The sequence below is a fragment of the Mycobacterium hippophais genome, from assembly GCF_027529605.1.
Lineage (GTDB): Bacteria > Actinomycetota > Actinomycetes > Mycobacteriales > Mycobacteriaceae > Mycobacterium > Mycobacterium arseniciresistens.
Window position 1 is genome coordinate 78,048 of the sequence record NZ_JAPZPY010000008.1, and the last position, 18,575, is coordinate 96,622.

At 68.7% G+C, this 18,575-nt stretch carries 19 protein-coding genes; 5 read left to right on the forward strand and 14 right to left on the reverse strand.

Annotated elements, in window-relative coordinates:
• Positions 1–24: 24 nt before the first annotated feature.
• The 3 genes from O6P37_RS17680 to O6P37_RS17690 are packed head-to-tail and all read left to right on the forward strand — an operon-like array spanning position 25 to position 2,963.
• A complete protein-coding gene (locus O6P37_RS17680) occupies positions 25–1,227 on the forward strand; it encodes a polyamine ABC transporter substrate-binding protein (protein ID WP_269895310.1) in 1,203 nt (400 codons plus the stop codon).
• A gap of 3 nt (positions 1,228–1,230) precedes the next feature.
• Positions 1,231–2,106 (forward strand): ABC transporter permease, encoded by an 876-nt coding sequence (locus O6P37_RS17685; RefSeq protein WP_269895311.1) that lies wholly within the window; start codon positions 1,231–1,233, stop codon positions 2,104–2,106.
• On the forward strand, positions 2,103–2,963 hold the full coding sequence (locus O6P37_RS17690; protein WP_269895312.1) for an ABC transporter permease: 861 nt from the start codon (positions 2,103–2,105) through the stop codon (positions 2,961–2,963). The genes O6P37_RS17685 and O6P37_RS17690 overlap by 4 nt, the downstream gene beginning before the upstream one ends.
• A 12-nt stretch (positions 2,964–2,975) precedes the next feature.
• Here O6P37_RS17690 and O6P37_RS17695 read toward each other — a convergent pair whose 3' ends face one another.
• The 12 genes from O6P37_RS17695 to eltD all read right to left on the reverse strand — a co-directional run bounded on the left by O6P37_RS17695 (position 2,976) and on the right by eltD (position 14,191).
• Positions 2,976–3,329: a hypothetical protein gene (locus tag O6P37_RS17695; RefSeq protein WP_269895313.1), complete on the reverse strand. Its 354-nt coding sequence runs from the start codon at positions 3,327–3,329 to the stop codon at positions 2,976–2,978.
• A 34-nt stretch (positions 3,330–3,363) separates the two neighbouring features.
• Positions 3,364–4,230 (reverse strand): EamA family transporter, encoded by an 867-nt coding sequence (locus O6P37_RS17700; protein WP_269895314.1) that lies wholly within the window; start codon positions 4,228–4,230, stop codon positions 3,364–3,366.
• 89 nt (positions 4,231–4,319) lie between these two features.
• Positions 4,320–4,775 (reverse strand): Rieske (2Fe-2S) protein, encoded by a 456-nt coding sequence (locus O6P37_RS17705; protein ID WP_269895315.1) that lies wholly within the window; start codon positions 4,773–4,775, stop codon positions 4,320–4,322.
• A 47-nt stretch (positions 4,776–4,822) separates the two neighbouring features.
• Complete coding sequence (locus tag O6P37_RS17710) at positions 4,823–5,299, reverse strand: SRPBCC family protein (protein WP_269895316.1); 477 nt, start codon at positions 5,297–5,299, stop codon at positions 4,823–4,825.
• Positions 5,300–5,343: 44 nt separating this feature from the next.
• A complete protein-coding gene (locus tag O6P37_RS17715) occupies positions 5,344–5,832 on the reverse strand; it encodes a ribose-5-phosphate isomerase (protein ID WP_269895317.1) in 489 nt (162 codons plus the stop codon).
• A complete protein-coding gene (derK, locus tag O6P37_RS17720) occupies positions 5,829–7,574 on the reverse strand; it encodes a D-erythrulose 4-kinase (protein ID WP_269895318.1) in 1,746 nt (581 codons plus the stop codon). Before derK ends, O6P37_RS17715 begins: the two co-directional genes overlap by 4 nt.
• Positions 7,571–8,686 carry an ABC transporter ATP-binding protein gene (locus O6P37_RS17725; RefSeq protein WP_269895443.1) on the reverse strand — a complete coding sequence of 372 codons (1,116 nt, stop codon included), beginning with the start codon at positions 8,684–8,686 and terminating at the stop codon, positions 7,571–7,573. Before O6P37_RS17725 ends, derK begins: the two co-directional genes overlap by 4 nt.
• A gap of 8 nt (positions 8,687–8,694) precedes the next feature.
• The gene (locus O6P37_RS17730; RefSeq protein WP_269895319.1) at positions 8,695–9,801 is read right to left on the reverse strand and encodes an ABC transporter ATP-binding protein; all 1,107 of its coding nucleotides are present in this window, start codon (positions 9,799–9,801) and stop codon (positions 8,695–8,697) included.
• The gene (locus tag O6P37_RS17735; RefSeq protein WP_264015781.1) at positions 9,801–10,682 is read right to left on the reverse strand and encodes a carbohydrate ABC transporter permease; all 882 of its coding nucleotides are present in this window, start codon (positions 10,680–10,682) and stop codon (positions 9,801–9,803) included. Before O6P37_RS17735 ends, O6P37_RS17730 begins: the two co-directional genes overlap by 1 nt.
• A 4-nt stretch (positions 10,683–10,686) precedes the next feature.
• Positions 10,687–11,643, reverse strand: a complete 957-nt coding sequence (locus O6P37_RS17740; protein WP_264015780.1) for a carbohydrate ABC transporter permease — start codon at positions 11,641–11,643, stop codon at positions 10,687–10,689.
• Positions 11,644–11,657: 14 nt separating this feature from the next.
• Positions 11,658–13,082 carry an extracellular solute-binding protein gene (locus O6P37_RS17745; RefSeq protein ID WP_269895320.1) on the reverse strand — a complete coding sequence of 475 codons (1,425 nt, stop codon included), beginning with the start codon at positions 13,080–13,082 and terminating at the stop codon, positions 11,658–11,660.
• Between the two features lie 20 nt (positions 13,083–13,102).
• Positions 13,103–14,191, reverse strand: coding sequence for an erythritol/L-threitol dehyrogenase (eltD, locus tag O6P37_RS17750; protein ID WP_269895321.1), 1,089 nt, complete (start codon positions 14,189–14,191; stop codon positions 13,103–13,105).
• Positions 14,192–14,318: 127 nt separating this feature from the next.
• On the opposite strand from eltD, the gene O6P37_RS17755 reads away from it, so the two are divergent.
• Both O6P37_RS17755 and O6P37_RS17760 read left to right on the forward strand, forming a co-directional pair.
• Positions 14,319–15,344, forward strand: a complete 1,026-nt coding sequence (locus tag O6P37_RS17755; protein WP_269895322.1) for a sugar-binding transcriptional regulator — start codon at positions 14,319–14,321, stop codon at positions 15,342–15,344.
• Positions 15,345–15,366: 22 nt separating this feature from the next.
• A complete protein-coding gene (locus O6P37_RS17760; protein WP_269895323.1) occupies positions 15,367–16,158 on the forward strand; it encodes an SDR family NAD(P)-dependent oxidoreductase in 792 nt (263 codons plus the stop codon).
• Here O6P37_RS17760 and O6P37_RS17765 read toward each other — a convergent pair.
• Both O6P37_RS17765 and O6P37_RS17770 read right to left on the reverse strand, forming a co-directional pair.
• Positions 16,143–17,639, reverse strand: a complete 1,497-nt coding sequence (locus O6P37_RS17765; RefSeq protein WP_269895324.1) for an FGGY-family carbohydrate kinase — start codon at positions 17,637–17,639, stop codon at positions 16,143–16,145. The two genes, O6P37_RS17760 and O6P37_RS17765, sit on opposite strands and share 16 nt — an antisense overlap.
• A gap of 42 nt (positions 17,640–17,681) precedes the next feature.
• Positions 17,682–18,548 carry an acyl-CoA thioesterase domain-containing protein gene (locus tag O6P37_RS17770; protein WP_269895325.1) on the reverse strand — a complete coding sequence of 289 codons (867 nt, stop codon included), beginning with the start codon at positions 18,546–18,548 and terminating at the stop codon, positions 17,682–17,684.
• Positions 18,549–18,575 lie beyond the last annotated feature (27 nt).

Below are 18,575 nucleotides of genomic sequence, written 5' to 3' on the forward strand. Positions count from 1 at the left end.
CCCATCACGAAAGGCACACCCGCCATGCGCTCCAAGAACTCCGCCGACATCGACCCCGCGCTGCTCGCCCGGCTGACCGCCGCCAGGACGTCCCGCCGTCGCTTCATCGGCGGCGGCGCTGCCGCCGCGGCGGCCCTGGCACTGGGCCCCACCGTGCTGGCGGCCTGCGGCTCCGACAGCGGCAGCGGTTCGTCGTCGCCGACCGCCACCGATGACGGTGCGCCGGCCAGCGGCAATCTGCGGATCTCCAACTGGCCGCTGTACATGGCCGACGGCTTCATCGCCGCCTTCCAGACGGCCACCGGCCTGACCGTCGACTACAAAGAGGACTACAACGACAACGAAGAGTGGTTCGCCAAGGTCAAGGAGCCGCTGTCGCGCGGGCAGGACATCGGCGCCGACCTCGTGGTGCCGACGCAGTTCATGGCCGCGCGGCTCAACTCGCTCGGCTGGCTCAACGAGATCAGCGAATCCCGGTGGACCAACAAAAAGAACCTGCTGCCCGAACTGATGGACTCGCCCGCCGATTCGGGACGCAAGTTCAGTGCGCCGTACATGTCCTACATGGTCGGCCTGGCCTACAACCGGGCCGCCACAGGCCGTGACATCACCAAGGTCGACGACCTGTGGGACCCTGCGTTCAAGGGCAAGGTGAGCTTGTTCTCCGACACCCAGGACGGGCTCGGGATGATCATGCTCGCGCAGGGCAACTCGCCGGAGAACGCGGACTCCAAGACCGTTCAGCAGGCGGTGGACCTGATCCGCGAGCAGAAGGACCGCGGCCAGATCCGCCGGTTCACCGGCAACGACTACTCCGACGACCTCGCGGCCGGCAATCTCGTGATCGCACAGGCGTATTCGGGCGACGTCGTGCAGCTGCAGAAGGACAATCCCGACCTGCAGTTCATCGTGCCCGAGTCCGGCGGCCTGACGTCGATCGACACCATGGTCATCCCGAACTCGACCAAGAACAAGACCGCCGCCGAGGAGTGGATCAACTACGTCTACGACCGCGCGAACTACGCGAAGCTGATCGCCTTCACCCAGTACGTGCCGGTGTTGTCGGACATGGATGCAGAACTCGACAAGCTCGACCCGACGCTGGCGAAGAACGTGCTGATCAACCCGCCGCAGGCCACCCGCGACAAGCTGGCGACCTGGCCGGCGCTGACCGACGAACAGACCCAGGAGTTCAACGCCGCCTACGCCGCGGTCACCGGCGCCTGACACATGGCAGGCACCGCCACCAGCAGTCGCAGGCGCAGCAGGATCGCGCCGTATCTGATGATCCTGCCCGCACTGGCGTACCTGGCCGTCTTCTTCGTCGTGCCGCTGGTCTCGCTGGCGCGCACATCGCTGTCGTCGTCGGGCGGGTCGGTGTTCCTGCCGACGCTGACGTTCTCCTGGGAATTCGGCAATTACGCCGACGCGTTCAGTCGCTACCACGACCAGATCCTGCGGTCGTTCGGCTACGCGCTGACCGCGACGGTGGTGTGTCTGCTGCTGGCGTTCCCGCTGGCGTACGTGATCGCGTTCAAGGCGGGCCGATTCAAGAACCTGATCCTGGGCCTGGTGATACTGCCGTTCTTCGTCACCTTCCTGATCCGCACGATCGCGTGGAAGACGATCCTGGCCGACGACGGCTGGGTGGTCTCCGCCCTGGGCACCGTGGGGCTGCTGCCCAGTGACGGCCGGCTGCTGTCCACCAGCTGGGCGGTGATCGGCGGGCTGATCTACAACTGGATCATCTTCATGATCCTGCCGCTCTACGTCAGCCTGGAGAAGATCGACCCGCGCTTGGTCGAGGCGTCCAAGGACCTGTACTCGTCGAACACCCGCAGCTTCACCAAGGTGATCCTGCCGCTGGCCCTGCCGGGCGTGCTGGCCGGCAGTCTGCTCGTGTTCATCCCCGCCGCAGGCGATTTCATCAACGCCGAGTATCTCGGCAGCACCCAGACCACGATGATCGGCAACGTGATCCAGCAACAATTCCTGGTGGTCAAGGACTACCCGGCCGCGGCGGCACTCAGCCTGGTGCTGATGTCGATCATCCTCGCCGGTGTGCTGCTGTACACGCGTGCGCTCGGCACGGAGGACCTGGTATGACGACTCAGGCGGGCGCCGCGGTGGCTGCCGCGGCCCAGGAGGCCGGGCAACCGGCCAAGACGATCAAGGGCAGCCCGCGATGGGGTGACTGGGCCCTGCGGATCGTGGCCGGCCTGGTCCTGCTCTACCTGTTCATCCCGATCTTCGTGATCGTGCTGTTCTCGTTCAACGACCCGAACGGCAAGTTCAACTACAGCTGGCAGGGGTTCACGCTCGACAACTGGCTCGATCCGTTCAAGTATCCGGCGCTCACCGAGGCGATGAAGCTCAGCCTCAGTGTGGCCGGAGTGTCGACGGCGGTCGCGCTGGTGCTGGGCACGCTGGTGGCGATCGCCCTGGTGCGCCAGCGATTCCGCGGTCAGCGAGCGGTCGACACGTTCCTGATCCTGCCGCTGACGGCGCCCGAGGTGGTGATGGGTGCGTCGCTGCTGGTGCTGTTCCTCGACCTGGGCTGGGCGACGGGCTATGTCACGATCCTGTTGGCGCACATCGCGTTCGAGGTCAGCTTCATCGCGATGACGGTGCGGGCCAGGATGCGCGGGTTCGACTGGACGCTGGAGGACGCGTCGATGGATCTGGGTGCGGGGCCGGCCAGGACGTTCTTCAAGGTGACCCTGCCGCTCATCGTTCCGGGCATCATCGCCGCGGCAATGCTGTCGTTCGCGCTGTCGCTCGACGACTTCATCATCACCTACTTCGTGAGTGGCTCGTCGGTCACCTACCCGCTGTATGTGAACGCCGCCGTGAAGGCCGCGGTGCCGCCGCAGATCAACGTGCTGGCCACCGCGATCCTGGTGGTCAGCCTGATCCTGCTCGGCGTGGGAACTCTGTACCGGCGCAAGCGGATCGACGGCTGAGGGCTTCTGCGCTCAGCGGTCGAGCGTCACCGTCACCGAGACCTCACCGCGGTCGTCGCGGTGCGCGACGGCGTGACCCGTGCGGTCGCGGCCCTCGAAGTCGAGCAGGGTGATCGGCGCACCGCCGCCGAGGAAGTTGCGCCACCAGTTCTTCTTGTCGGGCGCGACGACGCCGATGAGGATCGTCTCTCCGCGGCGGCGGTAGCCCACCGGCGTCTCGAACGTGGTGCCTGAACGCCGTCCCACATAGCGGATCACCACCAGGCCGCGGCCGACCAGGCGGCCCACGAGGGGCAGGTTCAGCAGCCCGGTCACACCGGCGTTCACGACACCCACGACCGGTGAGTTGAACATCCCTCGCGCCATCGCCACCTCCCTGATGCTCCGACGAGCGTAGCGCTCAGCCGACCTCGGCGGGGACCGGCGCCGGCCGGCTCCCGGCACGCGCGGCGCCGATGCCCGCCGCCACCACGAAACAGATGCCGACCGCCGCCGAGACACCGGGGATCTGGTGTAGCACCACCAAACCGATGATCAGCGCGAACGCCGGTTCGAGGCTCATCAGCGTGCCGAAGGCGGCCGTGGTGAGCCGGCGCAGCGCCAGCAGCTCCAGCGCGAACGGGACCACCGGCAGCAGGACGGCCAGCCCGAGGCCGATCAGCAGGAGTTGCGGTGTGAGCCGGTCGAAGACGTCCGGGCCGACCACCGCGGTCGCGACCAGCGCCGCCACCGGCATCGACACCGAGAGACCGCCGATCCCGGCGACCTGGTCACCGACCCGCTGGGTCAGCAGGATGTAGCCCGCCCAGCAGCACGCGGCGGCCAGTGCGTACATCACGCCGACCGGGTCGACGGTGCCCGACCACGGCTCGGTCATCAACAGCACCCCGGCGGCGGCCGAGGCCGGCCACACGATGCGCCCGAGGCCGCGGCCGTGGGCGACCGCCACGGCGAGGGGGCCGAGGAACTCCAGTGCGCTGGCCGTTCCCATCGGGATCCGGTCCAGGGCGGCCATGAACAACAGAGTGACTCCTGCGATGACGACGCCGAGGCCGACACAGGTGGCGAACGTCCGGCGGGTGAACCGCGCGGCGCGTGGCCGCAGCAGGACCAGGAACAGCAGGCCGGCCCAGGCCAGCCGCAGCCAGGCGGCGCCGTCGGCGCCGATCCGGTCGATCAGCGCGACCGAGACCGCGACGCCGAGTTGCACCGACAGCATGGCCGCCACGGCCATGAACGCCCCGGTACGGGCGTGTCTGTTGGACATGCCTGAATTGAACGGGAGTCGGACCGTTCGCGTCCACGCGATTTCGACGGACACACCGTTCGGCTTCTACGAACAATCGCTGTCCGCCGTCACGTGACGAGGTGAATCGCGCCGTCCTGCAGCCGGACCGGGACCGTCTGCAACCCGAACCGGCTGCCGAACAACCGAACCATCGCGGAGTACGGGCGGAAGCCGAAGATGCGACCCTTCGGTCCCTCCAGCATCCGACCGTTCGTGACGTCGTACCGCGCGCGGTGCCACGGGCATTCCAGGCAGCCCGACGCGGTGACGCGGCCACGGCCCATGCGGGCGAACTGGTGGCGGCAGACGTTACCGACGGCGAACGGCTCTCCCTGCGGGGTGACGCCGACCGCCAAGACGCCGTGCCGCTCGGTTCTCACCTCCCGGACGCCGCGCTCGCCGAGCTGGTCGACGCGGATGAGCAGATCACCCTGTGCCACCGCGGGGTTGTCGTGGGTGACCGGCGGCAGCATGCTGCCGGTGTCGACGCCGCGCTCGTGCGGGTCGTTGCGTAGGCGGACCATGCCCTAACGGTGCCCGCGATGCGGCCGGTCAAACCGGGGCCGGCCGGTCAGCTCGGTGCGGCGTAGCGCTCGGCGAGGCGCCGCAACGTCGACGCGATCCCGTCGGCGTTCTTGCGGTGCATGCCGAACATCGTGATCAGCAGCGGCGCCTTGGCGGTCGAGTAGTCGAACGTCTCGGTGACCTCGGTGGCATCGGGCGCCACCTGGGTGAGTTCCCAGCGCCACCGGTGCCCGAGGGGATGCTGCCACTCGATGACGCGATCGTCCTGCGCGACCGTGACGGTGGACGTGATCTTGTACGGCACGCCGTACTGCTTCATGCCGACGGTGAACGTGTCACCGGGAGCCACGCGTCGTGGTCCGGTGATCGGCACGTCGCGGATCGTGCCCGAGCCGTCGAGTTCGGGATGGCGGTGCGGGTCGGCCAGCAGCGCGTAGATCTCGGCCGCAGGCGCGTTCACCCGCACGCGCCGGGAGACTTTCTGGGAGCCGGTGTCGAGTGCCTCGACGGTGGAAGTGACCATGGATTTCGGCTACCCCGACGCCCCGGACGGGCAAACGCGCGCCGTCAGGACGACTGCGACGTCGGTTCGTATCCGCAGATGGCCTCGACTTTGTCGGCCGATGCGCTGGCGGGGTCGAACTCGTAGCCCACCCACTCGCGCGCCAGCCGCCGGGCGAGCTCCAGGCCCACCACGCGCTGTCCGAAGCAGAGCACCTGGGCGTTGTTGGACAGCACCGACCGCTCGACGGAAAAACTGTCATGGGCGGTGACAGCGCGGATGCCCGGCACCTTGTTGGCGCTGATCGCCACGCCGAGGCCGGTGCCGCACACCAGCAGAGCGCGGTCGGCCTTGCCCTCGGCCACCAGACGTGCGGCGGCGACCGCGATGTGCGGGTAGGCGGTGTTCTCGTCGGTGCCCACGCCGACGTCGGTGACCTCGGCGACGCGGTCGTCGGCCTTCAGGTCGCCCTTGAGGGCTTCCTTGTACTCGTAGCCTGCGTCGTCGGAACCCACGACGATGCGAAGTCGGTCGGTCGTCAGTCGGTCGGTCATTGCTTGTCTCCTCCTGCGGTCAGCGTGAAGCAGCCCGCGACGGTGCGTGCGCACATCGCCAGCGACGTGGCGCCGGCGTCGGGTGTGCCGACACTGCGCTCGGCCAGCGGTCGGGCGCGGCCGACCTTCGGCCGCATCTCGGCGGTCGCGCGGGCCGCCTCGGTCGCCGTCTCGGCGGCCGATGTCCAGGCCTGTTGCCAGGATTCACCGTCGGCGGTCCTGCGCTCGAGTTCCTCGACGAACGGCAGCAGCGCGTCGAGCATGGTCTTGTCCCCCGGCGCCGCCCCGCCCAGTTCGATCAACGCGTCGTAACCGTCGCGCATGCCCGCGGCCACGGTGGCGGAGTCCGGGCGTCCGGTGTCGCCGAGACGTCCCCCGAGGGCGCTGAGCAGCGCACCCCACAGCACGCCGGAGGTGCCGCCGGCCTTGGCCGCCCACTCCCTGCCGGCCGCACTCAGCACGGAGCCCTGGCCGGCACCGGCGTCGACGGCGCGCGCGGCGGCGGCACGGGCGGCCGAGGATCCCTTCACCATGCCGCGGCCGTGGTCGCCGTCGCCGGCGACCGCGTCGATGCGGCCGAGCTCGTCCTCCGCGTCGGCGAGCATGTCGGCCATCGCCTCGAGCGCCCTCGCGACCAGCCGGCCGCCGGACCGACCCTCGTCGTCGGAGAGTTCGGCCGGCCGCGGCGCCTCGGGTGCGGATCCGGTGTCGGTGTCCGTGCGCCGCTGACCCTGCTCTCCGACCGGCACCGCGCCCTTCCGGTAGGCAGGCGTGTCCGCCGGTGCGGTCCAGTACCGCTCGAGTGTCTCGTCCAGCCACATCACGGTCAGTGAGCAGCCCGCCATGTCGAGGCTGGTGACGAGTTCACCCACCTCCGGGTCGACGACGGTGTAGCCCCGCTCGCGCAGCAGCCGTGCCGCCTCGCCCCAGACCACGAACAGCTCTTCGTACTTGGTGCGGCCGAGTCCGTTGAGGATCACCGCGATCCGCTCCTGAACGTTGTCCGGTTTCTCCGCCAGCACGCCGTCGACGAGGGTGGCGGCCAGGTCCGCCGCGGTCGGCATCGACTCCTCGGCCACGCCCGGTTCGCCGTGGATGCCGAGCCCGACGCCCATCGTGCCCTCGGGCACGGTGAACAGCGGGTGATCGGCGCCCGGCAGGGTGCACCCGTCGAACGCCACGCCGAGGGTGCGGGTGGCGGCGTTCGCGGCTTCTGCGACCGCGACCACACCGGCCAGGTCGAGACCCTCCTCGGCGGCGGCGCTCGCGCACTTGAAGACGGTGAAATCGCCTGCGATGCCGCGTCTCTTGGACTCCTCGCCCTTCGGGGCACTGGCGACGTCGTCGGTGACGGCGAAGTAATGCGCGTCGATGCCCTCGCCGCGCAGCTGTGTCACCGCCAGGCCGAAGTTCATCACGTCGCCCGCGTAGTTACCGGTGGTGAGCAGCACACCGGCGTCGCCGTGCGCGGCGCGCGCCACCGACGCCGCCTCCTCGGCCGACGGGGAGGTGAAGATGTTGCCGACCACGGCGCCGTCGGCGAAGCCGGTTCCCACCGTGCCGCAGAACGCCGGGTAGTGGCCGGATCCGCCGCCGATGACGACGGCGACCTTGCCGGGCCGGGTCTCCTGCGCGCGCACCACTCCGCCGGGCACGCCGACGACGTAGCGGGCGTTGGCGTCGAGGAACCCGACGAGCATGTCCTCGGTGAACCGCGCCGGGTCGTTGAAGAGCTTGGTCATCGCAGCCGGTCTCCCGACTCGGCGTCGAACAGGTAGACCCGGTCGGGCGGTGCGGTGACGGTCACCTGCTGCTCGGGCTCGTAGCTCTCCGCGGCCGGTGTCTGGACCACGATGCCCTCCTCCATCCCGGCGACGGTGCTGGTGGCCAGGCCGAACTCGAGCAGGTGCTCGAAGTACGCGATCGTGGCGGCCACGCCGCGGGACGGGTCGGCGGCGATCGCGCAGTCCTGCGGGCGGACGCCGACACTGACCTTCGTGCCGTCGGCGATGCCGGTCACGGTGGTGTCCAGAGCGCCTGCGCCCCTGCCGATCTCGACCCGCACACGGCCGTCGACCGTGCGGGCGGTGCCGCGCAGCACGTTGATCTGTGGTTCGCCGACGAACTGCGCGACGAACAGGTTCGCCGGGTCGTCGAACACCTCGTCCGGCGTGCCGAACTGCTGGACCACGCCGGCGTCCATCACGGCGAGGCGGTCGGCCAGCGACAGCGCCTCGACCTGGTCGTGGGTGACCACGATGGTGGTATAGCCGAATTCGCGCTGCAGCACCTTCAGTTCACGCCGCACCCGCTGTCGCGCCGAGGCGTCGAGGTGGCTGAGCGGTTCGTCGAGCAGCAGCACCGGCGGGTTGCGCACCAGCGCGCGCGCCAACGCCACCCGCTGCTTCTGACCGCTGGACAGCCCGGCCGGCCGCAGGTTCATCATGTCGCGCATCTCGAGCCGCTCGCTGATGGAGTCGACCATCTGCTCGGCGCCCTTGACCTTGCGTGCCTTCAGGCCGTAGAGCAGGTTGTCGCGCACCGACATCGGCGGGTACAGCGCGTAGCTCTCGAAGCCGACACCGATGCCGCGCTTGGCCGCGGGCAGCTGGGAGATCTCCCGCTCGCCGATCTTGATGGACCCACTGGTGACGGTCTCCAGTCCGGCGATCATCCGCAGGGTGGTCGTCTTGCCGCAGCCCGACGGTCCCAGCAGGGCGATCAGCTCGCCGGGAGCGATGTCGAGGTTGATGCCCTTGACCGCCTGGAAGCTCTCGCGGCCCCGCGCCATGTACGTCTTGACCAGGTCGGTGAGGGTGAGGCTCTGTGCGGTCGTGGTCTTCGGGGAGTTCATCGCTGCCGTCACTTCATCGCCTCCAGCATCTTGTCGGCGCCGAGCCGTTCGGTGTCGCCGTCGCCGGCGGAGAACACGTGGACGTCGCCGTCCGCAACCGACATGGTGATCTCGGCGCCCTCGTCGACGCCCTCACGCCCGGACGCCAGCACGATCAACGACACTCCCCCGACCTCGACGGTCAGTTCGACGTTGCGGCCGAGTCGCTCGGCGAGCGACACCCTGCCGCGCAGTGCGCCCGCACCGGGGGTGACGTGGATATCGCAGGGCCGCAGTCCGACCCGCACGCGGTCACCCCGGTCGACCGTGGTGCCTGCGGGCACCGGCACGTCGAACGAGCCGTCGCCCAGCCGGATCCGGCCGTCGTCGACGACGCCGTCGAGGAGGTTGATCTCCGGCTGCCCCAGCGCCTTGGCGACGAAGGTGTCCGCCGGTCGTCGCCAGATCTCCTCCGGAGTGCCGATCTGGACGAGGGTGCCCTCGCGCATCACCGCGATGCGATCGCCGAGTGCGAGCGCCTCCTGGTAGTCGTGGGTGACGTAGAGCGTGGTGGTGTTCGACATCGCGCCCAGTTGTTTGAGCTCGGCCCGCATCGAGGCACGCAGCTTGGCGTCGAGGTGGCTGAGCGGTTCGTCGAGCAGGTAGATGTCGGCGGGCCGCACCAGCACCCGGCCCAGGGCGACGCGCTGGCGCTGGCCGTTGGACAGCTCGCGCGGGAACCGTGCGAGCAGGTGGTTGATCCCCAGCGTGGTGGTGACCTGGTCGATCCGCTCGGTGCGCTGCGCCTCGGTGTAGCGGCCCGTCCTACCCGATTTCAGCGGTGAGGCGAGGTTCTCGCTGACCGTCTTCTGCGGGTAGAGCGCGTAGCTCTCGAAGGCCATCGCGACGTTGCGGTGATACGGCTCCACCCGGGTGACGTCCCGGCCGCCGATCGCCACCGACCCGCCGTCGATGTCGACCAGGCCGGCGATCGACTTGAGCGTCGTGGTCTTGCCCGCGCCGCTGGGCCCGAGGATGACGAAGAACTCGCCGTCCTCGATGTCGACGGAGATCCCGTTGACCGCGTGGGTTTTTCCGAACGACTTGTGCAGATCGACAACCGATACCGTGGCCATCAGGCTTTCACCGCCCCGAACGACAGGCCCCGGACCAGGTAGCGCTGAATGGTCAGCGCCAGGATGAGGGGCGGGAGAGCCGCGATGATCGCCGCCGCGGCCGTGAGGTTGTAGTACGCCTGGCCACCGCCGCCGAGGAACTTCGTGATCGCCACGGTGACGGTGCCGGCATTGCTGTCGGCCAGGATGAGCGGGAACACGTAGTTGTTCCAGGCGAAGATGAACGCCAGCAGCGCCGCCGCGGCGATACCCGGCCGCACGATGGGCAGCGCGACCATCATGAAGGCGCGCCTGCGGGTGTAGCCGTCGAGCAGCGCCGCCTGCTCGAGATCCTCCGGCAGATCCTGGAAGTAGGACCTCAGGATCCACACCACCAGCGGCATCGTGACCAGCTGCAGCACCCAGATCATGCCGACTTTGGTGTCGAACAGGCCGATCTGGTTGTAGATCACGAACAGCGGCACGATGACCATCAGCTCCGGCGCGAAGCGGAACGACAGCATCTGGAACATCAGGTCGTTGGAGCCCCGGTACTGCCAGCGGCCGGCGGCGTAGGCGGCGGGAATACCGATGATCAGCGAGACGAGCACCGCGCCACCGCAGTTGAGCAGACTGGTCAGCAGTGACGCCTTGAAGTCGACGCTGGTCATCTGGGTGCCCTTCTCGGACAGCACCGTGGCGAAGTTCGACCAGGTCGGGCTGAACGAGAAGTAGGTGGTGGTCTGCTGCTCGGCGTTCTTCAGGGCCAGCATCAGCATCCAGAAGATGGGGAACAGCGAGAACAGGAACCAGAACACCAGTCCCACATCGGCGGCCACCGCGCCGATCGACATCCGCTTCTGGCCCGGGAGGAGTTCGGCCCGGCTCAACTTGAGTGCCATCTCTTTAGGACTCCGCTCCGGCAGCACGACGCTGCGCCTTGCCGAGCACGCTCACCAGGTAGCGCGCGGTGATGAACACGATGATCCAGAGCAGCAGCATGTAGGTGCTGCCGCGGGAGTAGTCGAGGTTGATGATCGAGTCCTCGAACGCGCCGATCTGCAGGGTGCGGGTGGCCACACCCGGGCCGCCCGCCGTGAGCACGTAGATGTGGTCGAACACCTTGAGGTTGTCCATGAACCGGAAGATGACGGCGACAAGGATGTAGGGCCACAGCATCGGCAGCATCAGCTTGCGGAACATGTAGAACCACCCCGCGCCGTCCACCTCGGACGCCTCGAACGGCTCCCTGGGCAGTGACCGGATGCCCGCAAGCACCAGGATCGCCACGAACGGGGTGAAGATCCAGATGTCGACCAGGATCACCGAGAACAGCGCGTTGCCCGCCGACAGCCAGTCGAAGGTGTTGCCCAGCCCGAGGACGTGGTTGAGGATGCCGAACTGCGGGTTGAACATCAGCTTCCAGATGACGCCCGCGATCACCGGGGCGATCATCAGCGGCAGGATCAGCACCTTCTCGAAGATCTTGCCGATGATCGACGACCGGTTGAGCAGCAGCGCCAACCCGACGCCGAGCACGGTCTCGATCGCCGTGGCCAGCACCGCGAAGATCGCGGTGACCTGCACGCTGCGCCAGAACACCTGATCGCCGAGCACCGAGGCGAAGTTCTGAAACCAGACGAAATGCGGGTCGGGGTTGACCGCGGCGTAGTTGAGGAAGGCGTAGTACGCGCCGACGGCGAACGGATAGAGGATCCCGATGACGATCACCAGGGCCGGGATCGAGAGCAGGTACGGCCGCAGCCTGCGGCGCCAGGTCGGCACCTCGGGCAGGTCGCGCCCCGGAGTCCGGGCCGGCTGCTCCGGCGACGTCTCCGGAGCCTTGGGGGTTTGAGTTGTCATGTGCGCCAGCGCTCCTAGAGGTTGACCTTGGAGGTGTTGGTCTTGGCGAGGCTGCGCAGCCGGGTCGCCGCGTCGTCACCGCCGTAGATGTCCTGCAGCGCCACCGCCCAGCTCTGCGTGGTGTCGAAGAACTTCTTCTGCGGGGTGAACTGGATCTTCGACTCCCCGATCACCGTCTCGAACGCCTCGAGGTAGCCGAACTGATCGGCGGCGACCCGCTTGAACGTGGTGTCGAACACCGACTTCCGCACCGGATCGGCGTAGGTGCCGCCCTGGACGGCCTTGTTCATGGACTTCTTACCGGTGGCCCACTGGATGAACAGCCAGGCCGGCAGCTTGTTCCGCGACGCCGAGCTCATCGCCCAGCTCCACGTCCAGAGATTCGTCTTGTAGTTGCCGTCGGGCCCTGCGGGTCCCGCGTACCACGCGATGTTGCCCGCCTCCTTGCTCGCTCCCGGCTTGTTCTTCGGGTAGGTGGCGCTGTCGGCGTCGAACACCATCATCGCCTTGCCGTCGCCGAGATCGCCGGTGGCATTCGGGTAGTCGTAGGTGGTCCACGACGTGGGCCCGGCCCGGTGCTGCAGGTCGATCCACTTGTTGGTGAAGTCGATGGCCTTGTCGCTGTCCATCTCGGCGACCAGTTCGGAGCCGTTGAACGTGTAGTCGACCGCACCCTGGCGGGTGTACTGGGTCATGAAGCCGGGATGGATGGTCGCCCACGACTTGGAGCCGCGGGTGGACAGGCCGTACCGGTTCTCCGAGCGGTCGGTGAGGTCGACCGCGAGCTGGATGAAGTCGTCGAGGTTGTCGGGCAGCTTCTTGATGCCCTTCTCGTCGAACACCCGCTTGTTGTAGGCCACGACGTTGTTCTCGAACCCCCACGGGATCGCCCACTGTCCGCCGGTGCCCAACGGGTTTCCGAGGGTGAAGTCCCACCGGGTGGAGGTGCGCAGCCCGTCGAAGATGTCCTCGAAGTCGTACTCCGCGCTGGTGGCGGAGCTGTTCTTCAGCCAGGGGTCGAGGTCTTCGATCCAGCCCGGCGGGCCGTACTGCCAGATGAAGTACGCACCGAGCATGAACGCGTCGTGCTTGCCCGAACCGCCGGCGAGCTCGGTGTTCAACTTGGTGAAGTAGTCGGCCTCGGGCACCAGGTCGACGTTGACGTTGATGCCGGTGAGGTCGGTGAACTCCTGCAGCAGTGGCTGATACGACAGCTGGTAGGGGTGCGGGGTCTGCAGGATGTTGATCGTCGACCCCGCCGCCTTGCGCCAGTCGAATCCGCCGCTGATCTCCGATGCCCCGTTCGGCGCACCGGCCTTACCGCCCACGCCGCAGGCCGACAGCACCGGCAGGCTCGCCGCGGCGGCTCCGGCGATGCCCATCGCGGTCAACATGTCGCGCCGCGTCATCCGCGGACCCGAGGGATTGAATCGACTCATGTCTTCGGTCCTTCGCTCGATCAGGCCGGGATCAACGAGACCTTGACGGACTCCTTGCCGCTCGCCACCAGGTCCAGGCCCTTCTGGAAGTCGGTGAGCGGCAGTTGGTGGGTGCAGATCTGCTCCATCGGCAGCACACCGGACTCGATCATCTTGATGGCGGCCGGCCAGCAGTACGGGCCGAGGTGAGCGCCGAGGACGTCGAGTTCCTTGTCGTCGCTGATGATGCTCCAGTCCACGGTGACGTCGCTGCCGAAGACGCCGTACTCGACGTAGCGGCCGAGCTTGCGCAGCAGGTTCAGCCCCTGCGGCACGGCGGAGGTGTGGCCGGTGCCCTCGAGGTAGACGTCCGCGCCGTAGCCCTCGGTGAGGTCCTTGACGATCTGCTCGGCGTCCTGCTCGGCGATGTTGATGGTCAGGTCGGCGCCACACCGGGTGGCCAGTTCCAGCTTCTCGGGCGCCATGTCCAGCGCGATCACCCGCATCGGGTTCTTGGCGCGTGCACCCGCGACCATGCCGAGGCCGATCGGGCCGCAACCGGCGACCACCACGGTGTCCTCGAAGGTGATCTGCGCGCGCTCGACGGCGTGCAGTGCGCATGACAGCGGCTCGGCGAACGCCGCGTGCGCGGGGGCGACATCGCCGGACACCTTGTGCACCAGTGCTTCCGCCGGATAGACCATGTAGCTGGCCATCGCCCCGGGCGTGCGGCGCTTGAAGCCGTAGAGGTCGTGCGGCTGGCACATGTGGTACTGGCCGCGTTTGCAGAACCGGCACTCCCAGCAGGGCACGATCTGCTCGGAGACCACCCGGTCGCCGACCGCGATCCCCCAGCGCTGCGCGGCCTCGTCGTCGAGTTCGACCACCCGGCCGACGAATTCGTGCCCCGGGATCACCATGGTCTCGGCCCAGGCCGGGCGGTTCTCGTCGCCCCAGAACTTGGCGGCGCCGTGGTAGCACTTCAGGTCACTGGCACAGATGCCCACCGCCTCGACCCGGATGAGCGCTTCCCCGGGACCGCGCTGGGGCACGGCGACTTCCTCGAGTCGGTAGTCGTGCGGGCCGTGGCACACCACTGCCTGCATCTTCTCGGGAATCTGTGCGGTCATCGCGGCTCCTCGGGATGTGGTTGCAGTCACATTAACCAACCTATGCACATATGTCCAGAACACTTGTTCAACGAGAATTTGTTCAGGAACAGGTGTTCATTCTGGGTGTCGATGGCATACTCGGTGCGTGCCCCGGCCCGCACAGCCCGTCAGCCCGGCCGGTGTCGACGGTGCCGCCGCCGACGCCGACGCCGGCCACTTCTCGGCGTCGCTGCTGTACACCGCGGCCAAGCTCTACTACACCGAGGACGCCACCCAGGCCGACGTGGCCGCCCAGCTCGGCACCAGCCGCGCGACGGTGAGTCGCCTTCTGGCCGAAGCCAAACGGCGCGGCATCGTCCGCATCGAGGTCGTCCCACCGGCAGAGGTGGCCACCGGCGATCTGAGCGACCGACTGATGCGCGCGCTGGCGCTGACGACGGTGTTCCTCAGTCACCCGCTGCCGAATCCGGGACCGGGCCGGACGATCGTCGACGTGATGGGCGCCGCGCTGGCGCCGGCGGTCGGTCGCGCGCTCGGCGCGGCGGGCCTGCTACCCGGCGACGTGCTGCTGGTGTCGTCGGGACGGACCGTCTACGAGGTGGCGCAGTACGAGATGCACGCACTGCCCGGGGTCCTCGTCGCCCCGACCGTGGGCGGCAACGACCAGCCCGAAGAGTGGTATCAGACCAACGAGATCACCCGGCTGGTGGCCAACCGAGTCAACGGAAGGCCCAATTACCTGTTCGCCCCGGCACTTCCGGGTGCCGACCTGTACCCGTCCCTGCTCAACGACCCGAGCATCCAACGGGTGCTGCATCTGTGGCCGCACGCCCGGTGCGCGCTCATGGGCGTGGGGGCGCCTCCGCTGATGCGCTCGGACATCCCCCGGTTCGTGCCCACCCGGTCGACCTCCCTGCGCGCCGCGGTGGGTGACGTCTGCTCCCGGTTCTACGACCGCGACGGCGAACCGGTCGAGTTCGACGGCAGCGACCGGTTGATCGCCGTCGAACTGGATGCCCTGCGCCACATCCCGGTCACCATCGCCGTGGCCGTCGGGCCGGACAAGGTCGAGTCGATCATCGCGGGCGCCCGCGGCGGTTACTTCAATCAGCTCGTCACCGATCCTGCGACGGCCGCGGCGATCCTCGACGCCATCGACCACGACGCCTGACCGCCGTTGTGAAAGGACACCCGTGACCACGACCGCCGATGCGCGCTACTCCGGAGTGCTGCGCCTGGACCGCAAGCGCGCCCTGATCACCGGCGCGACCAAGGGCATCGGCGCCGACATCGCGCAGGCCTTCGCCGCCGCCGGTGCACAGCTGGTGCTCAGCGGCCGCGACGAGGGCGAACTGGATGCGGCACGCGCCACGCTGTCGGATCGCTATGGTGCTCAGGTGCGCACCGCCGCAGTCGATCTCGCGCGGCCGGACGGACCGGACATGCTCGCCGGACTCGCCGTCGAAGCCTTCGGTGGCCTCGACGTGCTGGTCAACAACGCCGGCATCTCCCATCCCCAGCCGGCCGTCGACACCGATCCCGCCCTGTTCGACGCCACCATCGCCGTCAATCTGCGGGCGCCTGCGCTGCTGGCCGCCGCCGTCGGTGCGGCGATGGTCCGGCAGGGCACCGGCGGCGCCATCATCACCGTCGCCTCCGCCGCGGCGCTGGCGCCACTGCCCGACCACTACGCGTACTGCGCGTCGAAGGCAGGGCTCGTCATGGCGACCAAGGTTCTCGCCCGCGAGCTCGGTCCGCACGGCATCCGGGCCAACTCGGTGTGCCCGACGGTCGTGCTGACCGAGATGGGGCAGCGGGTGTGGGGCGAGGACGCCAAGGCGGCTCCCATGCTCGCGCGTATCCCGCTGGGCCGCTTCGCCGTTCCGCACGAGGTGTCCGACGCGGTGGTGTGGCTGGCATCCGACGCCGCCAGCATGGTCAACGGTGTGGACCTGCCGCTCGACGGCGGCTACACGATGGGCTGATCGCGCCGTTCGGTGGCCGCGAGCCGGTGCACCTGCTCGCGGGTGGCCGGGTACAACTCCAGCCATGTCCCGTACAGATCGTCGTAGCGGGCCCGGTTTGCGGGGTCGGGTTCGATCTCCCTGGCGATCCTGGCCCAGTCGGTGCTCGGCGGCACCAGGCCGATGCCGATCGCTGCCAGGAGCGCGTCGCCGTAACTCGCCCCGATCGCCTGCTCGGGGACCTGCTGCGGGCGACCGGTGATGTCGGACAGCGTCTGCGCCCACACGGGACTGCGCAGGCCGCCGCCGACCGCGACCGTGCGGGCCGCCGAATGGGCGTCGTCGAACTTCTCCAGGATCTGCCGGATACCGAAAGAGATGCCCTCGTAGGCCGCCCGGAACAGGTGACCGCGGCTGTGGCGCAACGTCAGCCCGGCGACCACGCCGCGGGCCTGGGGGTCGAACACCGGCGTGCGCTCCCCCGCGAGGTACGGCAGCATCAGCAGCCCGTCGCTGCCGGGCGGCACGCTGCGCGCCTCGGCCATCAGATCGTCGAAACTGGCGCCGCCGGTGATGTTCTGCAGCCAGCCGATGAGGCTGCCCGCCGTGGAGGTGCCCGCGGCCAGCGCCAGTGTGTCGGGTTCGACGCCGGCTGTGGTCCACAGCGCCGGATCGCTGTGATAGGTGTCGATGACCTGCACCAGGAACATCGTCGACCCGTACATCAGCATCTGATCGCCCGGACGCCGGACGCCCACCGAGAAGGCCTCCGAGTAGGCGTCGACCGTGCCTGCCGCCACGGGGGTGCCCGCGGGCACGCCGGTGGCATCGGCCGCCGCCGGGGTCACCCGGCCCACCACGTCGCTGGGCCAGACCAGCCTCGGCAGCGGCAGATGTCCGCAGATCCGGCGCGCCCATTCGTCGTTCCAGGCGAACTCGCGGGTGGCGTACATCGGATCGCACTGGCTGGCGGTGTGGTGGTCCATCACGTACTCGCCGGTGAGCTTCGCCGCGATGTAGGAGTTCGACCCGTACCAGCCGGCGGCGCGTTCGAAGACCTCCGGCTCGTGACGGCGGACCCACTCCAGTTTGGGCCCTACGGCCTGGCTCGACAGCAGGGTGCCGGCGCGCTCGAGGATCGCCTGCTCCCCCAGTTCGGCTGTCAGCGAGGCGATCTCGTCGGTGGCCCGGGTGTCGACGCCGTATAGGATCGCCGGCCGCAGCGGTCGCAGGTCGCCGTCGCACAGCACCAGGCACGGCCCGACACCGCTGACGCACATGCCGGCCACTGCGGCGCCGTCGGGCAGTTGCGCCGTCAACGCGGTGCTGATCCGGCAGACCTCGCTCCACCACAGGCCCTCGGCGTCGACCTCCGCCCATCCCGGGCGCGGCAGGCTCATCGCGTGTGCGATCGTCTCCGACGCGATCACCGAACCTTCGGCGTCGACCAGCACGCCCTTCGTGCTTCCCGTGCCCATGTCGATTCCGAGCAGCAGATCCACGGTCCCGACCCTACGCGGTGGCGATACTCCGGCGTGGGCCGATCAGTGGGTGCGCGACGGGAACGGATCGTCGGCGAAGTCGATCTGCGCGTCGGGATTGCCGATCGCGGTCACCATCCCCGTGCCGAAGGCACCGAGGTGGTCGAACAGGGTGGCCGTGCCGACCGCGACGCCGTCGTCCGCCCAGTGGGCGTCGGCCTGCACCCCCACCCAGTCGTCGACCGGCAGCCGCGCCAGCGCCACGGTGAGGTCGCCGTTGATGTAGCCGACACCGGCGGTGCCCAGGTTGGTCACCAGGCTCGTGCCCTCGGCCACCATGGCCGCCCGGACGAACGGCGTGTTGTCTGTGCCCTCGACCACGTCGGCGGTGCGGTTGACGGTGCGCTTGCGGGCGGCGTTCTGATGGTCGACGATCGCATGCGACCAGCCCACCCCGTCACTGCCGATGTTGATCGGCCTGCCCTGGTCCAGAGCGGCGGGCGGTTCGAAATCCATTGCCGCCGTCCACTCCTCGCCGCGCGGCGGTGCGCCACGGCGGTACTGCACCAGCGTCGCGCGAGCCACCGTGACGCCGCCCTGCACGATCTCGCACTCCGCGTTGCACACCCGCCTGCCGTCGCGGACCAGCCGCGTGACGGTCTCGGTCGGTACTCCCTTCGCGGCGCGGAAGAGGTCGACGGTGAGCCTAGCCGGCATGAGCTCCGGCGATCCGAACTGCGTCTCGAGCGCACGGGCAGCCAGCCCGACGACCGCTGGACCGTTGAGATGGTCAGCACCCCAGTGACTTTGGGCGAACCGCGTCGGATGGAAGCGATCCTGGTCGAGCTGCGTGAAATGCGCGGGCCGGGTCACCGGGGCATCTTCGCACAGTGCTGATCGTTCATCATCACTGGACGGTACTGGACACATGCTGCGGTATTCCCGGACAATCGGCGG